The organism is Agrobacterium sp. CNPSo 3708 (assembly GCF_028674915.1).
Taxonomy (GTDB): domain Bacteria; phylum Pseudomonadota; class Alphaproteobacteria; order Rhizobiales; family Rhizobiaceae; genus Agrobacterium; species Agrobacterium cavarae.
On record NZ_JAQZSF010000002.1, the window covers coordinates 38,640 to 60,125 of the forward strand.

The window sequence follows — 21,486 nt, forward strand, 5'->3', positions numbered from 1 at the left end:
GTTGGTTTTAATGCTGTTGGCTCAAGCTCGAAAATCATCCCAGCAGACGCGCGAAAGGCGTCCGATGGTTTCAAGAGACATGGTGTATCCCGGTGTTCCATCCGGCATTTCCTGCGGCACCTGGTCCGTAAAAGCGGTGATGATGTAGAGCGGTTGACCATCGCTGTAGACGATGCCTGCATTCATCCTCCCGCGCTTTCCTGTGCCGCCCTTATGAGCGACGACCGTGCCGAACGGCAGACGTGAAGGGATAGCGTATCGCAGAATCTGATTTTTCAGCGTCTGCAAGGCGTAGGCACTCAATTCTTGAGAAACGCCCAGCCGCTTCGAAGCCTCTTCGGAACCCTGAGCATCGAGAATCGACTGGAGCAGGAACATTTGATCGCGCGCCGTTGTCGTCGTAACGGACTTCAAGGAATGATCGGGAGACAGAGCGAGCGGCGGGATCAGAAAGCGGTGATGCGTGCCTTCCATGCCGATTGCCCTGCAATAGCTGTTCACTTCCTCCAGCGTCAGGCGCTCGAAGACCATCTTGGTGCAGACATTGTCGGAAAGCACCATCATGCCGGTGATGGCATCGCGAAGCGAGATCACGATGCCCGGCGTAAGATAGCGAAACATTCCGCTTGCGACTTCTTCGGCAAAGCGCGGCTCGTAGACAATCTGCTCATCCAGATCGAGCCTGCCTTCTTGGACCGCGCTCAGGGCAGCCATCATGATCGAGGTCTTGCGGGTGCTGGCAGACGGAGTTTCCTCATTCGCTCCGCGTTCAAATATCTCGCCATTGCGCAGGTTCTTAATGCTGAAGCGCGTGACGAATGGCTGTCCGTTACAGATCGCGTTCAGCCTTTCGGCGGTTGATCCGAGGTTGCCGGATGTCATGGGTGCTGTATTCATCGTCACGCCTCCAAGCGCCACTTGAGTTTCACGCCGCCGGTCTCGTTGAGATCGAGCGCGGGAATTGCCGAGAGAAGGCGCCGGGTGTAGGCCTGCTTCGGCATGTCGAAGATCGTGTTGCGGTCACCTTCCTCGATGATCCTGCCGTCCTGCATGACGATGACGCGATCAGCGACCTGTTCAACGACGCCGAGATCGTGGCTGATAAACAGGCAGGAGAAGCCATATCGTTTCTGCAAATCGGAAAAGAGCGAGAGCACCTGTGCGCGAACGGTCACGTCCAGCGCCGAAACGGGCTCGTCGGCAATGAGGAATCGTGGTCGTCGCGCAATCGCTCTGGCAATGGCCACTCTCTGCCGCTGTCCGCCCGAAAGTTCATGCGGATAGCGAAGGGCGAATTCGGCGTTGAGACCAACTTCTTCCAACGTTTCGTAGGCGCGCTTCATCTTCGCCACCCGGTCTATTCCGGGAACGAGACGCAGCGCCTCTTCAACGAGAGCAAGGATCGTCATGCGAGGATCAAGCGAGGAATAGGGATCCTGAAAAACCATCTGGCAATTGAGGCGATAGTCGCGCCAGTCCTGATCGCGCGTGCGCCCCCGGAAGAAAACCTCGCCTTCAGTCTCCTTGACCAATCCGGCAATCGTGCGTCCCAAGGTCGTCTTGCCAGACCCGGAACCGCCGACCAGAGCCACAACTTCGCCTTCATGAATGTCAATCGAGACTCCATGCAGTGCGCGTTTTGGCTCGCCCTTCTTGAGAAACGACTTCCGTCCAGGATAATCCACGACGATGTTGCGGGCCGAAATCATCGGTGCGGATATCGTATCGATATGCCTGACTTCACCGCGCACGGGCAAGGATGACAGAAGCTTGCGCGTGTAAGGGTGCTGGGGGAGTTCCAGTATCTGCTCAGTCGTACCGGCTTCAACGATGGAGCCCTTTTCCATAACGACGATCCGGTCTGTGTAGCGGGCCACCATCGGTAGGTCATGGCTGATGAGAAGGACTGCCGTGCCTTCTGCCTTCGTCAGTTCCACCATCAGTTCCATGACATCGCGCTGAATGACCGCATCGAGCGCCGTCGTTGGTTCATCGGCAATCAGCAACGCCGGTTTTAAAAGCATGACGGATGCCAGCATGATGCGTTGGCGCATGCCGCCGGAGAACTCATGTGGATAGGACGTCAGTGCTCGCTCAGGATCGCGAATGCCGACACGTTGCAGCATGGAGAGAATTTTCTCGCGCCTCGTGGAGGCTTGATCCTGCGTGTGCAGTGCGAGCCCCTCCTCCAGTTGCCGTCCAATCGTCATGGACGGGTTGAGCGAGGTCATGGGCTCCTGAAAAACCAATCCAATCTCCGCACCACGCAGCGTGCGCAAGTCCTTTTCACTAATTGCGGTGATGTCGCGGCCCTTGAAGATGACCGTACCTGCCGTCTTGCGAATGACGGGCGGCAGCAGAGAAACAATCGCCCTTGTCGCAAGAGATTTTCCCGAACCGCTTTCGCCGACGATGCCGAAGATTTCACCCGGCGCGACATCGAAGCTGACATCCTTCACCACGCCGACATCGCGACGGACGATTTCCAGCGAAAGATTGCGGACGCTGAGAAGCTTTCCTTCAGTCATTTCAAACCTCTCATGCGTGGGTCGAGTTTATCGCGCAGAGCATCTCCGAGAAGGTTGATGCCAAACAATGTGAGTGCGATGCAGAGGCCGGGGAAGAGTCCGAGCCAGACAGCCTGTTCGATGAAAGGCCGACCTGCAGCCAGCATGTTGCCCCATGTCGGTGCGGGAGGCGGAACACCGAGACCGAGGAAACTCAAGGCACTTTCCGAAAGGATGGCCCAGCCGAACATCGAGGTTGCAAGTACGGTAATTGGGGCAAGGCAATTGGGCAGGATGTGTCTGAACATCGTGAAGATTTCGCCATTGCCCATCACGCGGGACGCTTCGACGAATTCGCGTTCCCGCAATGACAGCACGGCTCCTCGAACGACGCGCGCCATGGACGGCGTGTATGCGATGCCCAGCGCGAAGATGATGCCGTATTGATTTGCGCCGAACACCGCGAGAAGTCCGAGTGCCAGCAAAATGCCGGGGAATGCCAGCAGTGCATTGTTCACGGCCATGATCAGGCCATCGATCCAGCCACGGGCATACCCGCTGATGAGACCGATCAACGTACCAGCCACAACGGCGAAACCGACCGTAAGGCAGCCGATCCAGACACTTGCTCGTGCGCCGACCATAAGGCGGCTGAGTACATCTCGCCCGAATTCATCAGTGCCGAGGAGATGCAGTGAGCCGGGAGAAGCCAGTTTTGCCGTGAAGCTCAGCTTCATTGGATCGAAAGGCGTCCAGAAGAGGCTCAGGGCTGCGACGATGAGCAGAGCAGCGATCAGAACGCCGCCGATCAGGCCATTGAGAGAAACCTGTTTCATTCGGCCACCACGCGCGGATCAAAGAGGGGATATAGGAGATCGACAATCAGGTTGACGACCACATAGGACATGGCGACGAAGAGAAGGCAGCCCTGAATGACGGGGTAGTCGCGTTGGAAGATGCTATCGACCATCAGGCGACCAAGGCCCGGAATGGTGAACACCGTTTCGATGACGGCGATGCCGCCAAGCAGATTTCCAAGGATCAGGCCGATCATCGTCCATGTTGGACCGAAGGCATTCTTGAAAGCGTGCCTCCAGAGAACCGCCTGCTCCGAGAGTCCCTTGGCACGGGCATGGGTGATGTAGTCCAGCCGCAGCACTTCCAGTGTGGAGGCGCGGGCCATGCGGATCAGAACCCCGGCCTCATGGATGACAAGCGTCATGATGGGCAGGATCAGATACAACAGCCCGGACACGAAATTATCCGAGAGGGACACATATCCCAGCACCGGCAGCCAGCCGAGCTTCAGTCCGAAGAAAAGAAGCAAAAGCAATCCCAGCCAGAAGGTCGGGATCGAAAGCAGCACTGTCGCCGTGCCTATCAGTACGAGGTCCGTGGCGCTGTTCTGGCGCCACGCCGCTATGACACCGGCTGGCACCGCGATGAGGCTTGCCAGAATGACCGCGACCACGACGATCTCGGCTGAAACCATGAAGCGCGAAACAACCAGCGGAAGCACCGGCTCCTTGTTCACGATAGACTGGCCGAAATCACCGCTCAGCACATTGCCCGCCCAGACGAAAAACTGCTGCGGCAGTGACGTATCGAGGCCAAGTTCAGTGCGCATCTCGGCAATTTGATCTGGTGTCGCCATGTCTCCCAGCATCAGAGCTGCCGGATCACCTGGGATGAAACGAATAAGAGCGAAGACTGTGATTGCGACGATCAACAATGTCGGGATCGCCATCAGCACTCGATGGAATATGAATCTTATCATCGGTTCCCCTGAACGCGATTGGCGGGACCGGATCTACAAAGTCACCGGCTGTTATGTTTGAAACTATGACGGATCAAAAAAATGAGCGCAATATTATGCATTATCTTCATAGGCTAATGCATATTTTGCAGACGCAGGTGCGCGTTGAGTTTGATCTGTGGCGCGGTGCTTAACAGCTAGAGCAATGCTTTTGTGAGATTTCGATTTGGCGCTTGAGCGCGTCCATCAAGGCTTTTGCTGCCAGAGAAGCAGACGTGCCAGAGGGGGTTGCGAGCGCAAATTCCTGCTTGGTGACCGGAACGAATGGGCGCTGCACGATAGGAAGGTTTTGGTAGAGATTGGCAAAAAAGCTGCTCAATATGGCAACTCCCAAACCGTGAGCCACATAGGAGCAGGCCGAACTGTTGGTATGAGTCTCGATTTTTACGTTCTGCCTCACGGCTTCGCGCGCAAAGGTCTGATCGAGCAGCATACGTGTCGGCCTTTGCCGACCGATGAGAATAAGCGGCACCCCACGCAGGTCCCGTGCACTAATTTCCTTCATCGACGCAAGTTCGTGACCTTCGGGCAGAACGCAAACGCTGGTGCCTGATGCCACGATTTCCATATCGATCCCAGGTAAAGCGGGATGTTCGTTGCGCAGAAAGCCGAAATCGATGACCTTCTGCTCAACCAGACGTGCGATGTTGGATGTCGTCTCGAAAAAGGTTTCGATCCGGACCGACGGGTAATCACGCACGAATTCCTTCATCATCGCGGGCGCGAAATTTTCCCACATGCTGCTGGGAAGCCCTACCCGCACCAGTTCTGGCCCTTTTGCACCGCTGCGGAGATCTTCCGCCAGTCCTGAAAACCTGTTCAATCCGAGCAGGATCGTTTCGGCATCCCGCGCCAGAATACTGGCTTCAGGCGTTGGAATAAGTCTGCCCTTATCCCGATCAAAAAGCCTCAGTTCCAGATCAGTCTCTAACTGCTGAAGGAGACGGCTCACGCCGGACTGGCTAAGCCCCATGCTCTTGGCGGTAGCGATCGTCGACCCTGTCGCGAGCAAGGTTTTCAGAACCTCAAGCTGCCTGAAATTTATCATGCCGTCGCCACTCCCTCGCCCGCCGATACGAAAACGCTTAAGCCCATTCCCGGATGCAGTTCAAGAACGACACGGCGATTTTCGGAAGTGGCGAGAGTTCGGAACTGACGATGGCGTAATCGACGGAGATGGTCGGTTCAAGCGGAACGAATGCCAGTGGCAAGGCCTGATATTCAAGCGCCAGCAATTCGCTGACGATTGCAATGCCCAGCCCTTCTGCCGCAAGTGCGCAACCGCAACCAACCGAATGCGCTTCGATTGCCGGCCGGCGGCGAAGCCCGGCGCGATAAAAAATCGCTTCCAGCTCATGACGGACGGCCCGCTCCCGGTTCAGAAGAATCAGATCCTCGGTCTTCAACTGTTCGACGTTGATCTTCTCCTGACCGGCAAGCGGATGGTTCTTATGGAGAACACAAATATTGCGCGTCGGCATGACATGCTCTTCGCGAAGTCCCGGCGTCGGCGAAGGCAGGCGCGTGAAACCGAGATCGACCGCCCCTTCCGCCACCATGCGTTCTATTGCAAGATAATTCCCAGAGGCAATTTCAACTCTGACGGGACCGGCTTCGGCCAGAAATCTCTTGATCAGACGCGGCACAAGCGTTGCGGAAAGGCTCGCAGGAAATGCTATCCTCAACGGGATTTCAGTCGAGCGTCCCTCCTCCAGTTCCTGCGCCGTTATTTTGAGAGCCGTAAGCTTGTCCGCAATGGCGCGGATTTCCGGCCCCAGCTTCAAACCTTCACGTGTCATGGAGAGCCGGTTCTTATCCCGGTCGAACAACCGAACACCGAGGTAGACCTCCAACTGATGCAGAAGTCGGCTGGTATTGGATTGAGAAATACCGAGATCAACGGCAGCGGCAATGGTTGAGCCTGTGGCCGCAATCGCGTCGAAGACCTGAATATGCTTGATGCTGATCTGAACGTCGCCCGATTTTTTCAGTCTCATTCTCCCGGATAACGTCACCCGTCATTTGCATAAGATTGCGCCGATAGACCTGCCCGTTCATCAATGCCGCTCCCTCCGAGTTTTGCAAGGAAGCGCGTCAATGACAACCGTTCTCGAAAAGATTGCCCGACAGGTCATTGCAAGAACGTCCTTTTCAGCAATCGCAATAGAGCGGGCGGAAGACGCGATTGTGGATACTATCGGCTGTATGATTGCGGGCAGGAATGACGCTGCCCCACGGTCTGTGGCCGCAGCTTTTCGTGACGAGATCAATGAAATTGGCGCATCGCTGGTTTTCACAGGAGGCCGCGCATCGCGCTCCATCGCTGCCCTCATCAACGGCACTGCCGCCCACTGCCTCGATTTCGATGACAATTTTCATCCCGCACGCGCCCACGCATCAGCGGTCCTGGTGCCAGCGCTTCTCTCCGTCGCGACGAGTAGCGACGAGTTTTCGGGCCACATGATGGTCAGAGCATATCTTGCCGGGCTGGAAGCGCAGGGATCCATTGGCTTCGGCGTCATCCCCTCGCACTATAATCGGGGCTGGCACGGAACCTCGACAATCGGCTGCGTCGGAGCCGCCGCAGGTGTGGCCGTCCTTCTCGGACTTGACGAAGCTAAGATAGCAAACGCAATGAGCCTCGCCACAAGCATGGCCTCGGGTCCAAAAGGACAATTTGGCACCGGAGCAAAACCCTTTCACGCAGGCATCGCGGCGCGAAATGCGATCGAGGCCGCGTTACTTGCCCGATCGGGTTTGGGCGGCAGGCTCGATATCCTCGAACGATCGCAAGGCTTCCTCGATCTCTTCGGAGGCAACGAAGCGACGGGGTGGGCGGACCTCACATGGAACGAGGAGCACATCATCGAAACCCGCGGTCTGGTCACGAAACTTCATCCATGCTGCGCATCCACTCACAGAGCCATTGACGCGGCGTTGGACCTTCAAAAGAAATACGGATTTTCGCTTGATGACATCGAACGGATCGATACGAAAGTTGGAAGATCTGCATTTGACAATCTTCCCTATGACGATCCTACCGATGAACTACAGGCGAGGTTTTCCATGCATTACTGCTTGGCTGTCGCGCTCTCGGGCGGAGGACTATCACTCCGTGATTTCACTCCTCAAGCTGCTACGCGGCAAAGTTTCCGAGCCCACATGGCGAAGATCAGTATTACTTCTTACAGCGCAGAAGAAGAGCGCGGCGTTGAGCGCCTACCGCATCAAGTCCATATCTCGTTAATGGATGGCCGGAGGTTCTCCACCGAGCGCCTTCACGCCAACGGCTCTATAGTCGCACCTTTAAATGGCGGGCAGAAGCTTGCAAAACTTGAAGATTGCTTGCGGTGGGCAGGACATTCCAGGGCGCTTATCACCCACTCCGAATTGAAAGCAATTTGCTCCGGAAAGAGCGTGAGAACCGTCTGCGATGATACGTTGCAACAATTTTTTAGTTTGTCCCGAATTTAAACCATCACCTATGTGCCCTCTTGAGGCACGAAGCGGAAATTATTCCTGCGCCCACGCCCGGTTGACTAAGCCCAAACCCAATGCAAAAAGGTAGCAACCAATGTCGCTCGCGATGGAAAAACAGATGGGATTTCAAGACTTTTCCAACAAGCAATTTCTGAAATTCAAGGTTTCCCAGCCGAGCAATTTTGAGCGAATTTTCAACCAAAATTCAATCAGCGCCGCAATCATGGTCCCTAGGCAAATGATCGCGCACCATAACTAGCGTATCGGTTTGCCGGTGGGCGGTTCGTGATACCTCCCGATAGCCACATTGCTCGGCAAGGCGGAGGGATCGCCTGTTTTCAGGTGCAATGATGCACGCAGACGTACGCGGTGCTATGGATCTATCAAGCCATTGCAGCGCAGCGATCAATGCCTCTCGGGCATAACCTTTTCCCTGCATTGCGGAGGTAAGAACCCATCCACCTTCAGGCACGCCCTTCAGTTGAGGAAGGCCGGCGCGGTGCCAATCCGCGAAACCCATCTCCCCTACGAAATCACCGGTCTTGGTCTCACGAATAGTCCAATAGCCATAACCAACCAGCGCCCAGAGGCCTCTATAACGTAAAAGGCGCTGCCAAACCTCATCGTCAGTGGAAGTACGGCCTCCGATATAGCGGACGACATCGGGATCGCTCCAGAGCTGAACCATGTCCGCAAAATCAGACACTTCTGGCAACCGCATCGTAAGACGATCGGTCAAAATGACATTCGGGGCTTCATTTTGCGTGGCAAGTGCGTCCATCGAACCTCAGTCGTCATCAGCTCTTACATTATCTGGTCTCGTCAAACTAAGTTGATACCGAACATATTGGAAGAGACGCTTGCACGGATCGGAACGTCAACGGCGGCCAAAGGCGGCTTGGTGGAATATGACCAGAGTTCCAGGCAATCTGCGATCGACGGAGTGATCCGGCAGCCGCGAAGAGGAATCGAGTTGACGTCAGAGAAGTTGGCGAGCAGTTACAGTCTTTTGGCAGCTATCCGTTCGCCTGCGGAATGCATTCATGCGCTCCCCTTATCAGTGTCCCTCGTAGACGCCACATAGCGCTGTCGTTGAACCACGCTGCATTATCAAGGTAGGTGTAAATTCCATAGATAGGAATAACGAGGCTTCTATGACCACCGAACGTGACAATCCTGATTTGCACGCAGCAATCAACGAATTGGTCGGCAGATTTTATGCCGCGTTCGACAACCGCAGCGGACGGGTCATTAACGTGCGAGGGCTGCGGGAAATGTTTCTTCCTGAGGCAGTCATCGTGCGAGCCAATGCTGCTGAAGTGGAAACGATGAACGTGGATGCGTTCATCGTACCGCGCGAGCGGATGCTCAGCGACGGCTCGCTTATCGACTTTCATGAGTGGGAGACTTCAGCGACCACTCAGGTATTGCGTGGCATAGCCTGCCGCCATTCGACCTACGCAAAGAGTGGGATCTTCTCGGGCGAACCCTACGATGGAAGCGGCGCAAAGCTCATTCAGTTGGTGCGGACTCAGAATGCTTGGCGCATTGCCGCCATTGCATGGCAAGATGACTAACATGTTCGTGCGGTGAAGCTGGTAAAAGAACGCTCGGACTGCTGAACAAACGGCTCATAATGGCTTGGTCATTCCCTCCATGAGAGATTTTCGCGTCTTCTCGTCTGCCGGGTAAAAGCATTCCAGCGTCAGTTCTGCGAGCGTAACGTCCACCGCAGTGCCGAACACGGTCGTTGTTGACAGAAACGACATCACGCCGCGATTTGCTTCGCTGCGAATGGAAAGCGTCACGGCAATGCGCTCGGTAGAGCTTGGCGGGCGGCGACTAGCGGGAAAAGGAAAGCCGGAGAGTTCGGTGTGGAGCGCTTCTAGTACCGGGTCAGCAGATTGATCGATGTCTCTTCGAAGTCGTGACAAAACATGGTGACGCCATTCGGCGAGGTTCAAAATGCGTGGCGCCAGCCCCTGTGGGTGGAACGTCGCTCTCAACACATTTACGGGAGGCCTCAGCAGCCTCTCATCGATGCCGATCAGCATCTGCCGCGCGGTATCATTGGCAAGCACTAAGTTCCAGTGCCGATCGACGGCCAGCGCCGGAAAGGGCGCATGCGCTCGCAACACTGCTTCCACGGCAACCAAAGCGTTTTCCATGTCTGGAGAGGAGAATGCACGCTCTTCATAGATCGGGGCGAAGCCCGCGGTACGCAGTAGTTGATTTTGCTCTCTCAGAGGTAAGCGAAGTGCTTCCGCAAGACGCAATAGCACATGGCGGCTAGGAGACGCACGGCCGCTTTCAATGAAACTGAGATGGCGAGTAGAGACCTCCGCTTCGCCCGCGAGATCAAGCTGGCTAAGTCGGCGTCTTGCCCGCCACATTCTCAATGCCTCACCAAGGGTCGTCGATAATGCGCTCATGTGGCGGAGACTAACGGTCTGGATCGTCGAAGTCATTACCTCGGAGGTAATCGTCTTCGTCTAGCGGCTGCGGCATTCTTGGTTCGTCATCTAATATGGAGGCGGACAATGATAAATCCCGAATTGCTTGCCAGTGAGTATCTTGCGCTCTGGAATGATCCTGACGCCACATCACGCGACCAGAGACTGGCCAACGCCTGGACACCGGGAGCTCGCTACGCCGACCCGATAATGGCAAGCGAAGGTTGGGGGGGCATCTCTGCAATGATCGCAGGTGTCCGGGCCCAACTCCCTGGCCACACCTTTACACTTCGGGGCGAACCTGACGGGCATGGCTCATTTGCGCGGTTCTCCTGGACGCTCTCAGGCGAGGACGGAAGGCTGATCGCCACGGGGACCGACATAGTCCGCACAACGCAGGACGGTCAAATCGAAGAGGTCATCGGGTTCGTCGACAAGGAGTTCGTATGATGCCGCCATTTGTTTCACGCGGAGACGGGCATTTTCTTCACGTCAGCGATTGGGGTGATGGTCCGCCCGTGCTCTTCTTGGCTGGATGGGCTATGGACAGCCGAATTTGGGGTGAAACTAGGCTTCGTCTCAATGACGCAGGTCTCAGGACCATCGCTTACGACCGAAACGGACATGGTCGTTCTACCGATCGGGCGACCTACTCTTACGACGACTTGGCAGACGATCTCGCTGAGGTGATGAGGTCTCTCCACCTTTCGAACGTGACGCTTGTGGCGCACTCCGGCGCCGGCGGCGAAGCAATACGCTACCTTTCGCGGTACAATGGCAACCGGATCAAAAGGCTCATTCTAGTGGGTGCAACCGGGCCTAGAGTCATTGGCGTCGGTGGAGTAACTCCCGAAATTGTGGAAAGGCTGTGCGGAGAACTCACCTCCAACCTGTCGGGCTGGATCGACGCCAACATCGACCCCTTCGCTCCCGGCGCCCATAGACGCGTCAAGGACTGGATGGGCTCAATGGCTATGGATTGCTCTCGCCGGGCGTTGGTCGCTTTCCAACAGACGATCGCGCTGAGTAACCTTTCGGCGGAAGCCCACGACTTGAAACTGCCAGTCACGATAATCCACGGCGACTGCGACGTTTCCGCGCCGCTGGAGTCCAGTGGGCGCGTTTACGCTGCCACGATACCCGGCGCGGAACTTGTCGTTTACGAAGGGGTGGCACATGGAATTATGGTCACGCACGCTTCAAGGCTTGCCAACGACATTAGCGGCCGGGTGTTGGCATGATCAAGTCGACCTCTGATCGGGCACCCCGCAGGTATCAACTATCAGCGCCCTCACGGATTCCGATCCGAAGAGTGTCACGCAGATATACTTTGCAAGGCGCCACAAACATTACCGTCCTGTTTCCGGAGGCGCTAAGATGACCTCGCACACACAGCCTGAAACCTACGTCATCACCTTCCACGTTTTACCTGAGCAAGTTGGCCGGTTCCTCGCCCTTCTCGACCCGGTACTAGACGCAATGCGCCATGAGCAGACGTTTGTGCGATACACGCTGCACGTCGATCCGGAGCGGAGCAACGTCTTCCAGCTTCATGAAACATGGACAGATCGGGCGGACGTGCTCAAGGTTCAGCTAAATCGGCCCTATCGAGCGGCTTTTCATGAGAACATCGATGCTCTGTTGGTGGAGCCGCGACATATTGCAATATGGACCGTTGCGAGGTCTGCCTGACCATCTACTCTCGCAAGGCAGGCCTGTGGCCCCCCTCCCACGGGAGGCCTGCGCCGGGGGCCATCACTGGTGTCGCGAGATTAGAAAGCTGGGCCAGGATGTGCGTCTTAAGGCCCCTGAGCACATCAAGCCTGTAGTGAATCGTCAGAAAAATGATGCCATCGATGCTGAAGCGATCGCCAAGGCTGCTTCTCTACCCACCATGGAAGTTTTTACCGTCCCACTACATCTTCCTTGTGGCTGATAATCCACTGATATCATCCGCAAGACGCACTTCAGGATTGAACCCAGCCTACACCCGCTCCAGCGCGACCGCGATGCCCTGCCCCACGCCGATACACATAGTGGAAAGCGAGTAACGCGCGCCGGACAAGGAAAGCTCAAGCGCTGCCGTGCCGGTGATGCGGGCGCCGGACATGCCGAGTGGATGGCCGAGCGCGATGGCTCCACCATTGATGTTAACGCGCGGGTCGTCATCGGCAATGCCGAGATCCCGCAGCGTCGCTAGGCCTTGGGAGGCGAACGCTTCGTTGAGTTCGATGACGTCGATCTGCTCCTGAGCGAGGCCGAGGCGGGCAAGAAGCTGCTTGGTTGCCGGTGCGGGACCAAAGCCCATGATGCGCGGGGGAACGCCTCCCGTCGCGCCACCCAGAATGCGGGCGATGGGGGTCAGGCCGTGCTTTCTGGCAGCAGCTTCGGAAGCGATGATGAGCGCTGCCGCGCCGTCATTGACGCCGGACGCATTACCCGCTGTAACCGTGCCACCTTCGATTTTATTGACTGGCTTCAACTTGGCGAGCGCTTCCATCGATGTCGCACGCGGATGCTCGTCGCGATCAACGATTAGCGGTTCACCCTTTTTCTGCGGCACGCTCACCGGCGTGATTTCTTTAGCAAGGCGGCCATTGGCCTGGGCTTCAGCGGCCTTCGCTTGGCTTCCCAAGGCAAAGGCGTCCTGATCCTCACGGGCGATATTGAAGTCAATCGCGACATTATCGCCAGTTTCAGGCATCGAGTCGACGCCATATTGCTTCTTCATCATCGGGTTGATGAAGCGCCAGCCGATGGTGGTGTCGTAGATTTCGGCATTGCGTGAGAAGGCAGTCTCTGCCTTTGGCAGAACGAAGGGCGCGCGGCTCATAGATTCCACGCCGCCCGCAATCATCAATTCAGCTTCGCCCGACTTGATCGCCCGAGCGGCGGTAATGACAGCATCCATGCCGGAACCGCACAGGCGGTTGATCGTGGTGCCTGTAACCGAAACCGACAAACCAGCCAGCAGCAACGACATGCGCGCAACGTTGCGATTATCCTCCCCCGCCTGGTTGGCGCAGCCATAGACGACGTCATCGACGGCACCGAAATCGACGGTCGGATAACGTGCCATTAGCGCCTTGAGCGGCACTGCGCCGAGATCGTCAGCACGAATAGATGACAAGGATCCGCCGAAACGGCCGATGGGCGTGCGAATATAAGCGCAAATAAAGGCTTCGGTCATTGATTTACTCCTTACAGCGCCGGAACCACTAGCTCGTCGACATGGCCATCGATATGGAGCTTCGCACCCGTCATGTCTTGAAGCTCCTCCATAGTCATGGCTGCAAGCTTTTCTCGTACGACGAATTTGCCACTCACAATGTCGATTACCGCATGGCTGGTATAGACGCGCGTGATGCAGCCGACGCCAGTGAGGGGAAAGGTGCAACGCTCGACAAGTTTCGGCTTGCCATCCTTGGTGACATGCTCGGTGATGACCACCACCTGTTTTGCGCCGTGGACAAGGTCCATCGCGCCACCCACCGCGGGCACGCCCTTGGAGCCGACACGCCAATTGGCAAGATCACCATTTTCAGCAACCTGATAGGCCCCAAGGATCGCCACATCCAGATGCCCGCCGCGCACCATGGCGAAGCTGTCGGCGTGGTGGAAGAAGGCCGCACCGGGCTTCAGCGTGATAGCCTTTTTCCCTGCATTGATGAGATCCCAATCCTCTTCACCAGGGGGCGGCGCTTCACCGAAATTCAGGACACCGTTCTCCGTATGGAAGATCGCCTCGCGGCCCTTGGGCTGGAACTTTGCGACCATTTCCGGGAAACCGATGCCGAGGTTTACATAAGCGCCGTCGGCAATATCCTGTGCGGCCCGCCAGGCAATTTGCGCGTTGGAAAGCTTGATGTCGTCGCGAGTATCGATCATGGGTGCGTCACTCATGCGTATGCCACTCCTGCTCGGATCAGCGCTTCTTCCTGTTGCGGATCAGCCACTTCCACGACCCCGTCGACAAAAATGCCTGGCGTGATCACCTGCTCCGGATCGATCTCTCCTGGCCTCACGATTTTCGACACCTGCGCGACGGTCCTTTTGGCCGCCATGCACATCAGCGGATTGAAATTGCGCCCGGCCAGGCGGTAGGTGAGATTGCCGTGGGTGTCGCCGAGATGCCCCTTGACCAGCGCTACATCGGCCTTCAACCAGCGTTCCTGCACATATTTGCGACCATCGAATTCGGCGATCACTTTGCCGTCGGCAAGTTCGGTACCGAAACCGGTTGGCGTATAGAAGGCGGGAATGCCGGCACCGCCGGCGCGGATGCGCTCGGCAAGCGTGCCCTGCGGCACCAGTTCCAACTCGATTTCGCCTGCGAGGTAGCGATCTGTGAAGGCCCGCGGATCGGATGAACGCGGGAAGGAGCAGATCATCTTCGTGATCATGCCAGCATCGATCATCGCCGCGATGCCGATACGACCATTGCCCGCATTGTTGTTGATAACCGTGAGCCCTGAGGGCTTACCCGTTTCCTTGAAGCGGTCAATAAGAGCGTGAATGAGTTCGATTGGGGCGCCTGAGCCGCCAAAGCCGCCGATCATTATCGTTGCGCCGTCTTCGATATCAGCCACAGCATCCGCTAGGCTGTCTATCCTTTTGTCCATACCGTTTCCCTCCAGCGACCTGTCGTGTGGCCGTTTAAGGTTCACGTAAATCCCAACTCGGCTCGACATCAAGCTCATTTGTGCGATATAGTATATTTGTTCGATTATCGCACAACATTGAATGAGGCGGACCATGGCTGTGAGTGGACGCGACATGATGGGTGGCCTCGCCAAAGGGCTGAGCATTATCGAAGCCTTCAGCGCCGAACGGCCGAAACTGTCGATTTCCGAGGCGGCAGAGATTGCCCAACTGGATCGTGCGACTGCAAGACGCTGTCTTTTGACGCTGGCCGAGCTCGGCTACGCCGCCTATAATGGAAAATTCTTCACCGTCACACCAAAGGTACTTCGACTTGGAACGGGCTGTCTTGCTTCAATGCCACTGCCGCGCATCGTGCAGCCCTTTCTCGATCAACTGTCGGAAGACATCGGACAAAGCACATCCGTTTCAATCCTCGATGATACCGAAATCGTCTATGTCGCACGTGCCGCCCAGCGTCGCGTCATGTCGATTGCGCTGATGCCAGGGTCGCGGCTGCCCGCCTACTGCACTTCCATGGGGCGGGTCCTACTGGCTTCCCTGTCCCTAGAAGACCGCCGCGCCTCTCTTGAGCGCTCCGACATCGTTGCACGCACGCCGATGACGCTTACCGATATCGATGCTCTCATGGCTGAAATCGAAGAGACCGCCGCCCGTGGTCATGCGATGATCGATCAGGAAGTCGAGATCGGCCTGCGCTCGCTGGCCGTGCCGCTGAAGAGCGCCCGGGGCAAGACGATCGCCGCCCTCAATGTCGGTGTCGCCGCCTCCGCAGCTTCCATGCAGGATTTGGTCGAGCGCTATCTGCCTGCGCTGGGTGCAGTACAGGCGGAGTTGAAAGGGCTTCTGGTTTAAGCGCGCCGTCACCCGTTATAAGGGCAAGCCGACGTAGTTTTCGGCAAAACTTGCCTGCGCACGTGGTGAGCTTCGTAGATAGCTGAGTTCTGCCACCTGCATTCGTCGCTCAAAAGCCCCCGTTTCGGGGAAACGATGCGTAAGGGTGGTGAACCACCAGGAAAAGCGCTCAGCCTTCCAGACGCGCCCCAGCGCTCGCGCCGAATAGGTGTCGATCCCCGCGCCCGAGCGCTCACTGTAGAATTCCGCCAGCGCTTGACCCAACATGGCCACGTCGGAGACTGCGAGATTGAGGCCCTTCGCTCCAGTCGGCGGCACGATATGGGCAGAATCTCCGGCAAGGAACAGTCGGCCATAGCGCATCGGCTCGGCAACAAAGCTGCGCAGCGGCGCAATGCTTTTTTCGAAGGACGGCCCGCGCTGGAGCCGCGCTCCGAGATTGGGTCCAAGCCGCACGGCCAGTTCATCCCAGATACGTTCGTCCGGCCAGTCTTCCAGCCGCTCGCCCATGTCGCACTGGATGTAATAGCGGCTGCGCGTCATGGAACGCATCGAGGCAAGCGCGAAGCCGCGCTCGTGGCTAGCATAGACGAGTTCCTCGCTGACAGGCGGACGCTCGGTGAGAATGCCGAGCCAGCCGAACGAATAGACACGCTCGAAGATGCGCAAAACATGGTCGGGGATTGCTTGGCGGCTGATGCCATGGAACCCGTCGCAGCCGACCACGAAATCGCAGTCGACCCGGACCTCCCCGGACGGCGTGCGCAAGGTAACGAAGGGTTTTTCCGTCTCTATATCGTGGAGACCGACGTCGCTCGCTTCGAAGAGGATCGTCAGACCCCGCGCCTCGGCGGCTTCGAAAAGGTCACGCGTCACCTCCTGCTGGCCATAGACCGTAACGCAAGCACCACCCGAAGCCTGTTCGAGATCGATGCGAAAATCATCGCCGTCGGCGGACAGATGCGTGCCGGAATGGCGCAGCCCTTCCTCGCGCAAACGCTGGTCCAGCCCAAGGCGGGACAGGCAGTCCACTGTTCCCTGTTCCAGCACCCCTGCCCGCACCCGTCCCTCCACATAGGCGCGTGTCTGCCGCTCGATCACCACTGTCTCGATGCCCGAGGCATGGAGGAGATGAGCAAGGATAAGTCCGGCGGGACCGGCTCCGACGATAGCGACTTGCGTGCGCATGATTGTCTCCTAACTGGCTCTGCGTCGTCTGGCGGCGCTGCTGGATGCTGGGTACGGAACGGTCAGGCGGAAAGACTCTCCCGGAGCTTGTTCTTGCGGATTTTGCCCGTGCTGGTCCGGGGCAGTTCCGTGACAATCCGGAAATGTTTCGGCACCTTGAAGCGGGCAAGCCGCGCCTCGCAATGGGCACGAAGTTCGCCCTCCGCATCTTCGCATCCTGGTGAAAGTATAACGAAGGCATGCCCCGCCTCGCCCCAGCGCGGGTCCGGCACACCAATAACTGCCACCTGGAGGACCGCTGGATGTTCGGCGAGGACGCTTTCGATCTCTACTGGATAGACGTTCTCACCGCCCGAAATGAACATGTCCTTTCGGCGATCGACAACGGTTACGAACCCATCGGTATCGCGAAGTCCAATGTCGCCGGTGCGCAGCCAGCCATCCGGCGTGAAGGCGGCATCGCGCTCTTCCGGTCGGTTCCAGTAACCGGGCGTGACATGCGGCCCTTTGACGATGATCTCGCCAGCGGTCCCGTCCTGCACCTCCCGGCCCTCGGCATCGACGATGCGAATGGCCGTGGCCGGTCCCGCCTGGCCGACCGCGCCGGCATGATTGGAAATCAGCGCTGGATCGAGCGGCATGCCAAGGATCGTTCCGGCCTCGGTCATTCCGTAGCCATCCACCATGGCAACGCCACGCTCCAGCCACCAACGGATATTGGCAGGCGGGTTCGGAGCGCCGCCGGTGAAAAGCGCAGCGAGCGACCATTTTTCCGGCTGGAAACCATCGGCATCCTTCAACGCCGTCGCCATCTGCGGGACGCAGAAGTAATGGGTAATGCCGAGCGCGCGGTCCGCAAGCCGGGAATTGGTAACGACTGGATCGAAGCCGGATGAGACCAGCACCGTACCGCCCTGAACCAATGGCGGCCAGACGGAGGTTACCAGGCCGATGACATGGAAGAAGGGCGATTCCGCGAGAAAGACAGACTGAGATGTCACCTGCCCCAGCACGCCGAAATTGACGCCGGTGAAGAACAGTGTCTGGGGGGTTAGAATGACGCCCTTCGGCACGCCGGACGTTCCGGAGGTGTAGAGAAGGACGCAAGGCCGGTTGGCATCATGCGGAGAGCCTCGTTCGCCTGCCGCCGCATTTTCGCAACGTGCAGTAAACGCTGCGATATCGAGCAGTCTAGCGCCGTCCGGCACCGCGAAACCTGCCGACGATCCGTCGACCAGGATCAGTGCGGGGGTACAGTCGATGAGAATAGAATCGATCTCGGCAGCCGCGAGCCGCCAGTTCAGTGGCGTGAAGATAAGGCCGGACCGCAGACAGGCCTGCTGCGCAATCACAAGATCGGCGGAGTTGCGTGCAATCGACGCGAGCCTGTCACCCGGCCCAAGGCCGAGCGTGTCGATTGCCGCTCTTGCCTGCTCGATCGCCCGGTCGAGGCCCCGATAGGTCCAGCGCCTTCCGGACGCCAGATCGACAAGTGCGAGTTTTTCCGGGCGCGCCTGCGCATGCAGGCCCACCGGATCGGGGGCTAGCCAGTTGTGCATGATGTTGGTCCTCCTCCCAGTAAAACCTCTATCAGCTATGGATTTTACTCTTGTCGTAAGAGCCGAGACCCGGTTTGTAGGTCTTCTCGTCGATGAACTGGCGGATGCCCTCCTTGCGACCTTCACTGTCGTAGGAATTGGCGGCTTCCTGGGCGCGCACAAGATAATCCTCAGCCTCGTCGTAGGTCATGACGCCAACGCGGCGCACCGCATCCTTGGTCGCCTTAAGGGCTACGGGGTTCTTGGCCAGCAGAACCTTGGCAACCTCGGTCACCCGGTCCTTTAGCGAGGCAAGCGGCAGGCTTTCGTTGACGAGGCCCCAGGCAGCGGCCTTTTGACCGTCGATCGGCTCACCAAGCATGGCGTGATACATGGCCTGACGGAAGGGCATCAGCTCTACTGCTACCTTCGTTGCGCCACCACCTGGCAGAATACCCCAGTTGATCTCGGAGAGACCAAACTTAGCCTCATCCGCTGCAAAGGCCAGATCGCAGGCGAAGAGCGGACCGTAACCGCCACCGAAGCACCATCCATTGACCATCGCAATAGTCGGCTTCTGGTACCAGCGCAGACGACGCCACCAGCCATAGCTCTCGCGCTGGCTCTGGCGCACGCCAGCCAGACCCTTGGCCTCAGTTTCACGGAAATATTCCTTGAGATCCATTCCAGCCGTCCAGGCTGTGCCTTCGCCGCTAAGGACAAGAACGCCGACATCCTCGCGGAACTCCAGCTCGTCCAGCACGTCCAGCATCCGGCGGTTTAGCTCGGGGCTCATCGCATTGCGCTTTTCCGGACGGTTGAAACGGACCCAGGCGATGCCTTCGGCAATATCGACGGCGACGACGTCCGCCTTGCTGCTATTCTCGGTCATGAAATTGGTTTCCTTTTAAATGATTTGAAGGCGAGCACAGGCTCGACGTAAGATCAGATCGGGAAGCGTCCGGCTTCGGTCTCGACCGTGATCCAGCGAAGCTCGGTGAATTCCGCAATACCGGCCTTACCGCCAAAGCGCCCGTAGCCCGAAGCCCCGACGCCGCCGAAAGGCATCTGCGCTTCGTCATGCACCGTGGGGCCATTAACATGGCAAATCCCGGAGCGAATCTGTCGGGCGACCTTCAGGCCGCGGGCCGCATCTCCTGTGAAGACGGCAGCCGAAAGACCGTATTCGCTGTCATTGGCAATGCGGATGGCGTCGGCCTCGTCCTTCGCTCGGATCACCGCGACGACAGGCCCGAAGCTCTCCTCGGAATAGAGGCGCATTCCAGCGCTGACATCCGCGACGACATGGGCAGGAACGAGCACACCGTTCGGCTCGCCCGCCGCAATCACCTTTGCACCCTTGGCGACGGCGTCGTCGATCAGGCCCTTAAGCTTATCGGCGGTCTTGATATCCACAACAGCGCCAAGCGGCGCCGCACCCTGGCACGGATCTCCAGCGGTGAGCATCCGCACTTTGGCGGCAAATTTTTCAAGGAAGGCATCCGCCACAGCATCGACGACGATAATCCGTTCCGTCGACATGCAGATCTGGCCCTGGTTGAAAAAAGCGCCAAAGGCAGCTGCCTTCACTGTCTCGTCGAGATCCGCATCGTCCAACACTACAAGCGGCGCTTTGCCGCCAAGTTCCAGAACACAGGGCTTGAGGTTTTGTGCCGCACGCATGGCGACTATGCGCCCGACGGCCGTAGAACCGGTAAAATTGACACGTCGGATAGCCGGATGATCGATCAAGGCACCGACGACGTCTGCCGCATCCTGCGGCGCATTGGTGACAAGCTGGACGAGACCCTCGGGCAATCCGGCCTCCGCCAGGGCCTCGACGATAAGGCCATGGGTTTTCGGGCACAGTTCACTTGCTTTGAACACCACTGCATTGCCGCAAGCCAGAGGAGTGGCCAACGCACGCACACCTAGGATGACCGGCGCATTCCACGGCGCGATGCCAAGCACGACGCCCGCTGGTTCGCGAATGGCCATGGCAAGACAGCCCGGCTTGTCGGAAGGGATAACTTCGCCAGCAACTTGAGTGGTGAGTGACGCGGCCTCGCGCAGCATCGACGCTGCAAGCATGACGTTGAAGCGCGCCCAGGCTTCGGTCGCACCGATCTCGGCCATCATCGCAGTCACAAAGGCGTCGCCCTTTGAACTGACGGCATCAGCCGCTTTCAGAAGCGCGGCGCGGCGCGCATTCGGCCCTTGTGCGGCCCAGGCCGGCATGGCGCGAGCGGCCGCATCGACTGCAGCTATCGCCTCATCAGGCGTTTGCGCAGGCGCTTCGCTCGCCACCTCGCCGCTGATCGGATTCACGCGTCGAAACAGGTTCGATGTCGATGTCATGGTTTCTCCTCCCTAGAGCGTCCGAGGCTCCCGACCTCAAACATTGCTATGTGAAATAGCGATTGACTGCTATATCACATAGCGATACAAAACTGACAAGGGTCAATTTTTACTATTTTTGAGAAGGGCGACGCGTGAAGGCGAGAATGCGGGACATTGAAGGGTTAAGAGCGCCTGTCATGGACGATCTGCTCGGTTACCATCTGCGTCGGGCCTCGATCCTCGATCTGGCGGGTTTTGCCGAGGCGCTCGGCGACGAGATCAAGCCCATTCCTTTCACGGTTCTCTGCCTGATCGATGAGACGCCTGGCATCACGGCCGCCGAGATCGGTCGACAGGCGCGGCTGCAACGGGCCAATCTCGCGCCAATCCTTGCGCATTTCGACAGCCAGGGATGGATCGAACGCCTTGCCGATGATGAAGACCAGCGCATTCAACATCTGCACTTGAGTGAAACGGGTGCTGAGGCCGTAGCCAAATGGCACGCGCGGGTCATGGCGCAGGAGGAACGCACATTCAGTGCGCTAACGCCAAGAGAACGTGAAGTGCTGCGCCGATTGTTGTCGCGCATCTGGAATGGCGCGTGACACCAGCCATACGCGCTGATGGCACGGTCGCAATTTCATCCA

The 21,486-nt window shown here is 57.8% G+C and carries 22 protein-coding genes; 7 read left to right on the forward strand and 15 right to left on the reverse strand.

Annotated elements, in window-relative coordinates:
- Window positions 1–21: 21 nt before the first annotated feature.
- The 6 genes from PVA19_RS03175 to PVA19_RS03200 form a co-directional block, all read right to left on the reverse strand.
- Entirely contained in the window at window positions 22–882 is an 861-nt protein-coding gene (locus tag PVA19_RS03175; protein WP_274101823.1) for a serine hydrolase, read from the reverse strand.
- Between the two features lie 17 nt (window positions 883–899).
- On the reverse strand, window positions 900–2,528 hold the full coding sequence (locus PVA19_RS03180) for an ABC transporter ATP-binding protein (protein WP_274101132.1): 1,629 nt from the start codon (window positions 2,526–2,528) through the stop codon (window positions 900–902).
- Window positions 2,525–3,343, reverse strand: a complete 819-nt coding sequence (locus PVA19_RS03185) for an ABC transporter permease (RefSeq protein WP_274101133.1) — start codon at window positions 3,341–3,343, stop codon at window positions 2,525–2,527. Before PVA19_RS03185 ends, PVA19_RS03180 begins: the two co-directional genes overlap by 4 nt.
- Complete coding sequence (locus tag PVA19_RS03190; protein WP_274101135.1) at window positions 3,340–4,284, reverse strand: ABC transporter permease; 945 nt, start codon at window positions 4,282–4,284, stop codon at window positions 3,340–3,342. Before PVA19_RS03190 ends, PVA19_RS03185 begins: the two co-directional genes overlap by 4 nt.
- Window positions 4,285–4,453: 169 nt before the next feature.
- Complete coding sequence (locus tag PVA19_RS03195) at window positions 4,454–5,368, reverse strand: LysR family transcriptional regulator (RefSeq protein WP_062600543.1); 915 nt, start codon at window positions 5,366–5,368, stop codon at window positions 4,454–4,456.
- A gap of 40 nt (window positions 5,369–5,408) precedes the next feature.
- Entirely contained in the window at window positions 5,409–6,320 is a 912-nt protein-coding gene (locus PVA19_RS03200) for a LysR family transcriptional regulator (protein WP_274101137.1), read from the reverse strand.
- 100 nt (window positions 6,321–6,420) lie between these two features.
- On the opposite strand from PVA19_RS03200, the gene PVA19_RS03205 reads away from it, so the two are divergent.
- Entirely contained in the window at window positions 6,421–7,797 is a 1,377-nt protein-coding gene (locus PVA19_RS03205; RefSeq protein WP_274101139.1) for an MmgE/PrpD family protein, read from the forward strand.
- Window positions 7,798–8,008: 211 nt separating this feature from the next.
- On the opposite strand, the gene PVA19_RS03210 is transcribed toward PVA19_RS03205, so the two are convergent.
- Complete coding sequence (locus PVA19_RS03210) at window positions 8,009–8,584, reverse strand: GNAT family N-acetyltransferase (protein ID WP_112358086.1); 576 nt, start codon at window positions 8,582–8,584, stop codon at window positions 8,009–8,011.
- A gap of 373 nt (window positions 8,585–8,957) precedes the next feature.
- Here PVA19_RS03210 and PVA19_RS03215 point away from each other — a divergent pair, with 373 nt between their 5' ends.
- Window positions 8,958–9,380: a hypothetical protein gene (locus tag PVA19_RS03215; protein ID WP_062599729.1), complete on the forward strand. Its 423-nt coding sequence runs from the start codon at window positions 8,958–8,960 to the stop codon at window positions 9,378–9,380.
- A 54-nt stretch (window positions 9,381–9,434) separates the two neighbouring features.
- On the opposite strand, the gene PVA19_RS03220 is transcribed toward PVA19_RS03215, so the two are convergent.
- Window positions 9,435–10,271 carry a helix-turn-helix domain-containing protein gene (locus PVA19_RS03220; RefSeq protein ID WP_274101142.1) on the reverse strand — a complete coding sequence of 279 codons (837 nt, stop codon included), beginning with the start codon at window positions 10,269–10,271 and terminating at the stop codon, window positions 9,435–9,437.
- A 72-nt stretch (window positions 10,272–10,343) separates the two neighbouring features.
- Between PVA19_RS03220 and PVA19_RS03225 the strand changes: the two genes are divergently transcribed.
- The 3 genes from PVA19_RS03225 (at window position 10,344) to PVA19_RS03235 (ending at window position 11,948) form a co-directional block, all read left to right on the forward strand.
- Window positions 10,344–10,706, forward strand: a complete 363-nt coding sequence (locus tag PVA19_RS03225; protein WP_274101143.1) for a nuclear transport factor 2 family protein — start codon at window positions 10,344–10,346, stop codon at window positions 10,704–10,706.
- Entirely contained in the window at window positions 10,706–11,497 is a 792-nt protein-coding gene (locus PVA19_RS03230) for an alpha/beta fold hydrolase (protein ID WP_274101144.1), read from the forward strand. Before PVA19_RS03225 ends, PVA19_RS03230 begins: the two co-directional genes overlap by 1 nt.
- A 136-nt stretch (window positions 11,498–11,633) precedes the next feature.
- On the forward strand, window positions 11,634–11,948 hold the full coding sequence (locus PVA19_RS03235; RefSeq protein ID WP_062424485.1) for a putative quinol monooxygenase: 315 nt from the start codon (window positions 11,634–11,636) through the stop codon (window positions 11,946–11,948).
- Window positions 11,949–12,240: 292 nt separating this feature from the next.
- On the opposite strand, the gene pcaF is transcribed toward PVA19_RS03235, so the two are convergent.
- The 3 genes from pcaF to PVA19_RS03255 are packed head-to-tail and all read right to left on the reverse strand — an operon-like array spanning window position 12,241 to window position 14,878.
- Complete coding sequence (gene pcaF, locus PVA19_RS03245) at window positions 12,241–13,446, reverse strand: 3-oxoadipyl-CoA thiolase (RefSeq protein ID WP_274101145.1); 1,206 nt, start codon at window positions 13,444–13,446, stop codon at window positions 12,241–12,243.
- 11 nt (window positions 13,447–13,457) lie between these two features.
- Window positions 13,458–14,159, reverse strand: a complete 702-nt coding sequence (locus PVA19_RS03250) for a 3-oxoacid CoA-transferase subunit B (RefSeq protein WP_274101146.1) — start codon at window positions 14,157–14,159, stop codon at window positions 13,458–13,460.
- Window positions 14,156–14,878, reverse strand: coding sequence for a 3-oxoacid CoA-transferase subunit A (locus PVA19_RS03255; protein WP_274101147.1), 723 nt, complete (start codon window positions 14,876–14,878; stop codon window positions 14,156–14,158). Before PVA19_RS03255 ends, PVA19_RS03250 begins: the two co-directional genes overlap by 4 nt.
- A gap of 133 nt (window positions 14,879–15,011) precedes the next feature.
- Here PVA19_RS03255 and PVA19_RS03260 point away from each other — a divergent pair, with 133 nt between their 5' ends.
- Window positions 15,012–15,773, forward strand: coding sequence for an IclR family transcriptional regulator domain-containing protein (locus PVA19_RS03260; RefSeq protein ID WP_274101148.1), 762 nt, complete (start codon window positions 15,012–15,014; stop codon window positions 15,771–15,773).
- Between the two features lie 15 nt (window positions 15,774–15,788).
- On the opposite strand, the gene pobA is transcribed toward PVA19_RS03260, so the two are convergent.
- The 4 genes from pobA to PVA19_RS03280 all read right to left on the reverse strand — a co-directional run bounded on the left by pobA (window position 15,789) and on the right by PVA19_RS03280 (window position 20,857).
- Complete coding sequence (pobA, locus tag PVA19_RS03265) at window positions 15,789–16,961, reverse strand: 4-hydroxybenzoate 3-monooxygenase (protein WP_274101149.1); 1,173 nt, start codon at window positions 16,959–16,961, stop codon at window positions 15,789–15,791.
- Window positions 16,962–17,023: 62 nt separating this feature from the next.
- Complete coding sequence (locus PVA19_RS03270; protein ID WP_274101150.1) at window positions 17,024–18,520, reverse strand: AMP-binding protein; 1,497 nt, start codon at window positions 18,518–18,520, stop codon at window positions 17,024–17,026.
- Between the two features lie 31 nt (window positions 18,521–18,551).
- Window positions 18,552–19,391, reverse strand: coding sequence for a p-hydroxycinnamoyl CoA hydratase/lyase (locus tag PVA19_RS03275; RefSeq protein ID WP_274101152.1), 840 nt, complete (start codon window positions 19,389–19,391; stop codon window positions 18,552–18,554).
- A gap of 53 nt (window positions 19,392–19,444) precedes the next feature.
- Window positions 19,445–20,857: an aldehyde dehydrogenase gene (locus PVA19_RS03280; RefSeq protein ID WP_274101153.1), complete on the reverse strand. Its 1,413-nt coding sequence runs from the start codon at window positions 20,855–20,857 to the stop codon at window positions 19,445–19,447.
- Between the two features lie 179 nt (window positions 20,858–21,036).
- Between PVA19_RS03280 and PVA19_RS03285 the strand changes: the two genes are divergently transcribed.
- A complete protein-coding gene (locus PVA19_RS03285) occupies window positions 21,037–21,444 on the forward strand; it encodes a MarR family winged helix-turn-helix transcriptional regulator (protein WP_162741887.1) in 408 nt (135 codons plus the stop codon).
- Window positions 21,445–21,486 lie beyond the last annotated feature (42 nt).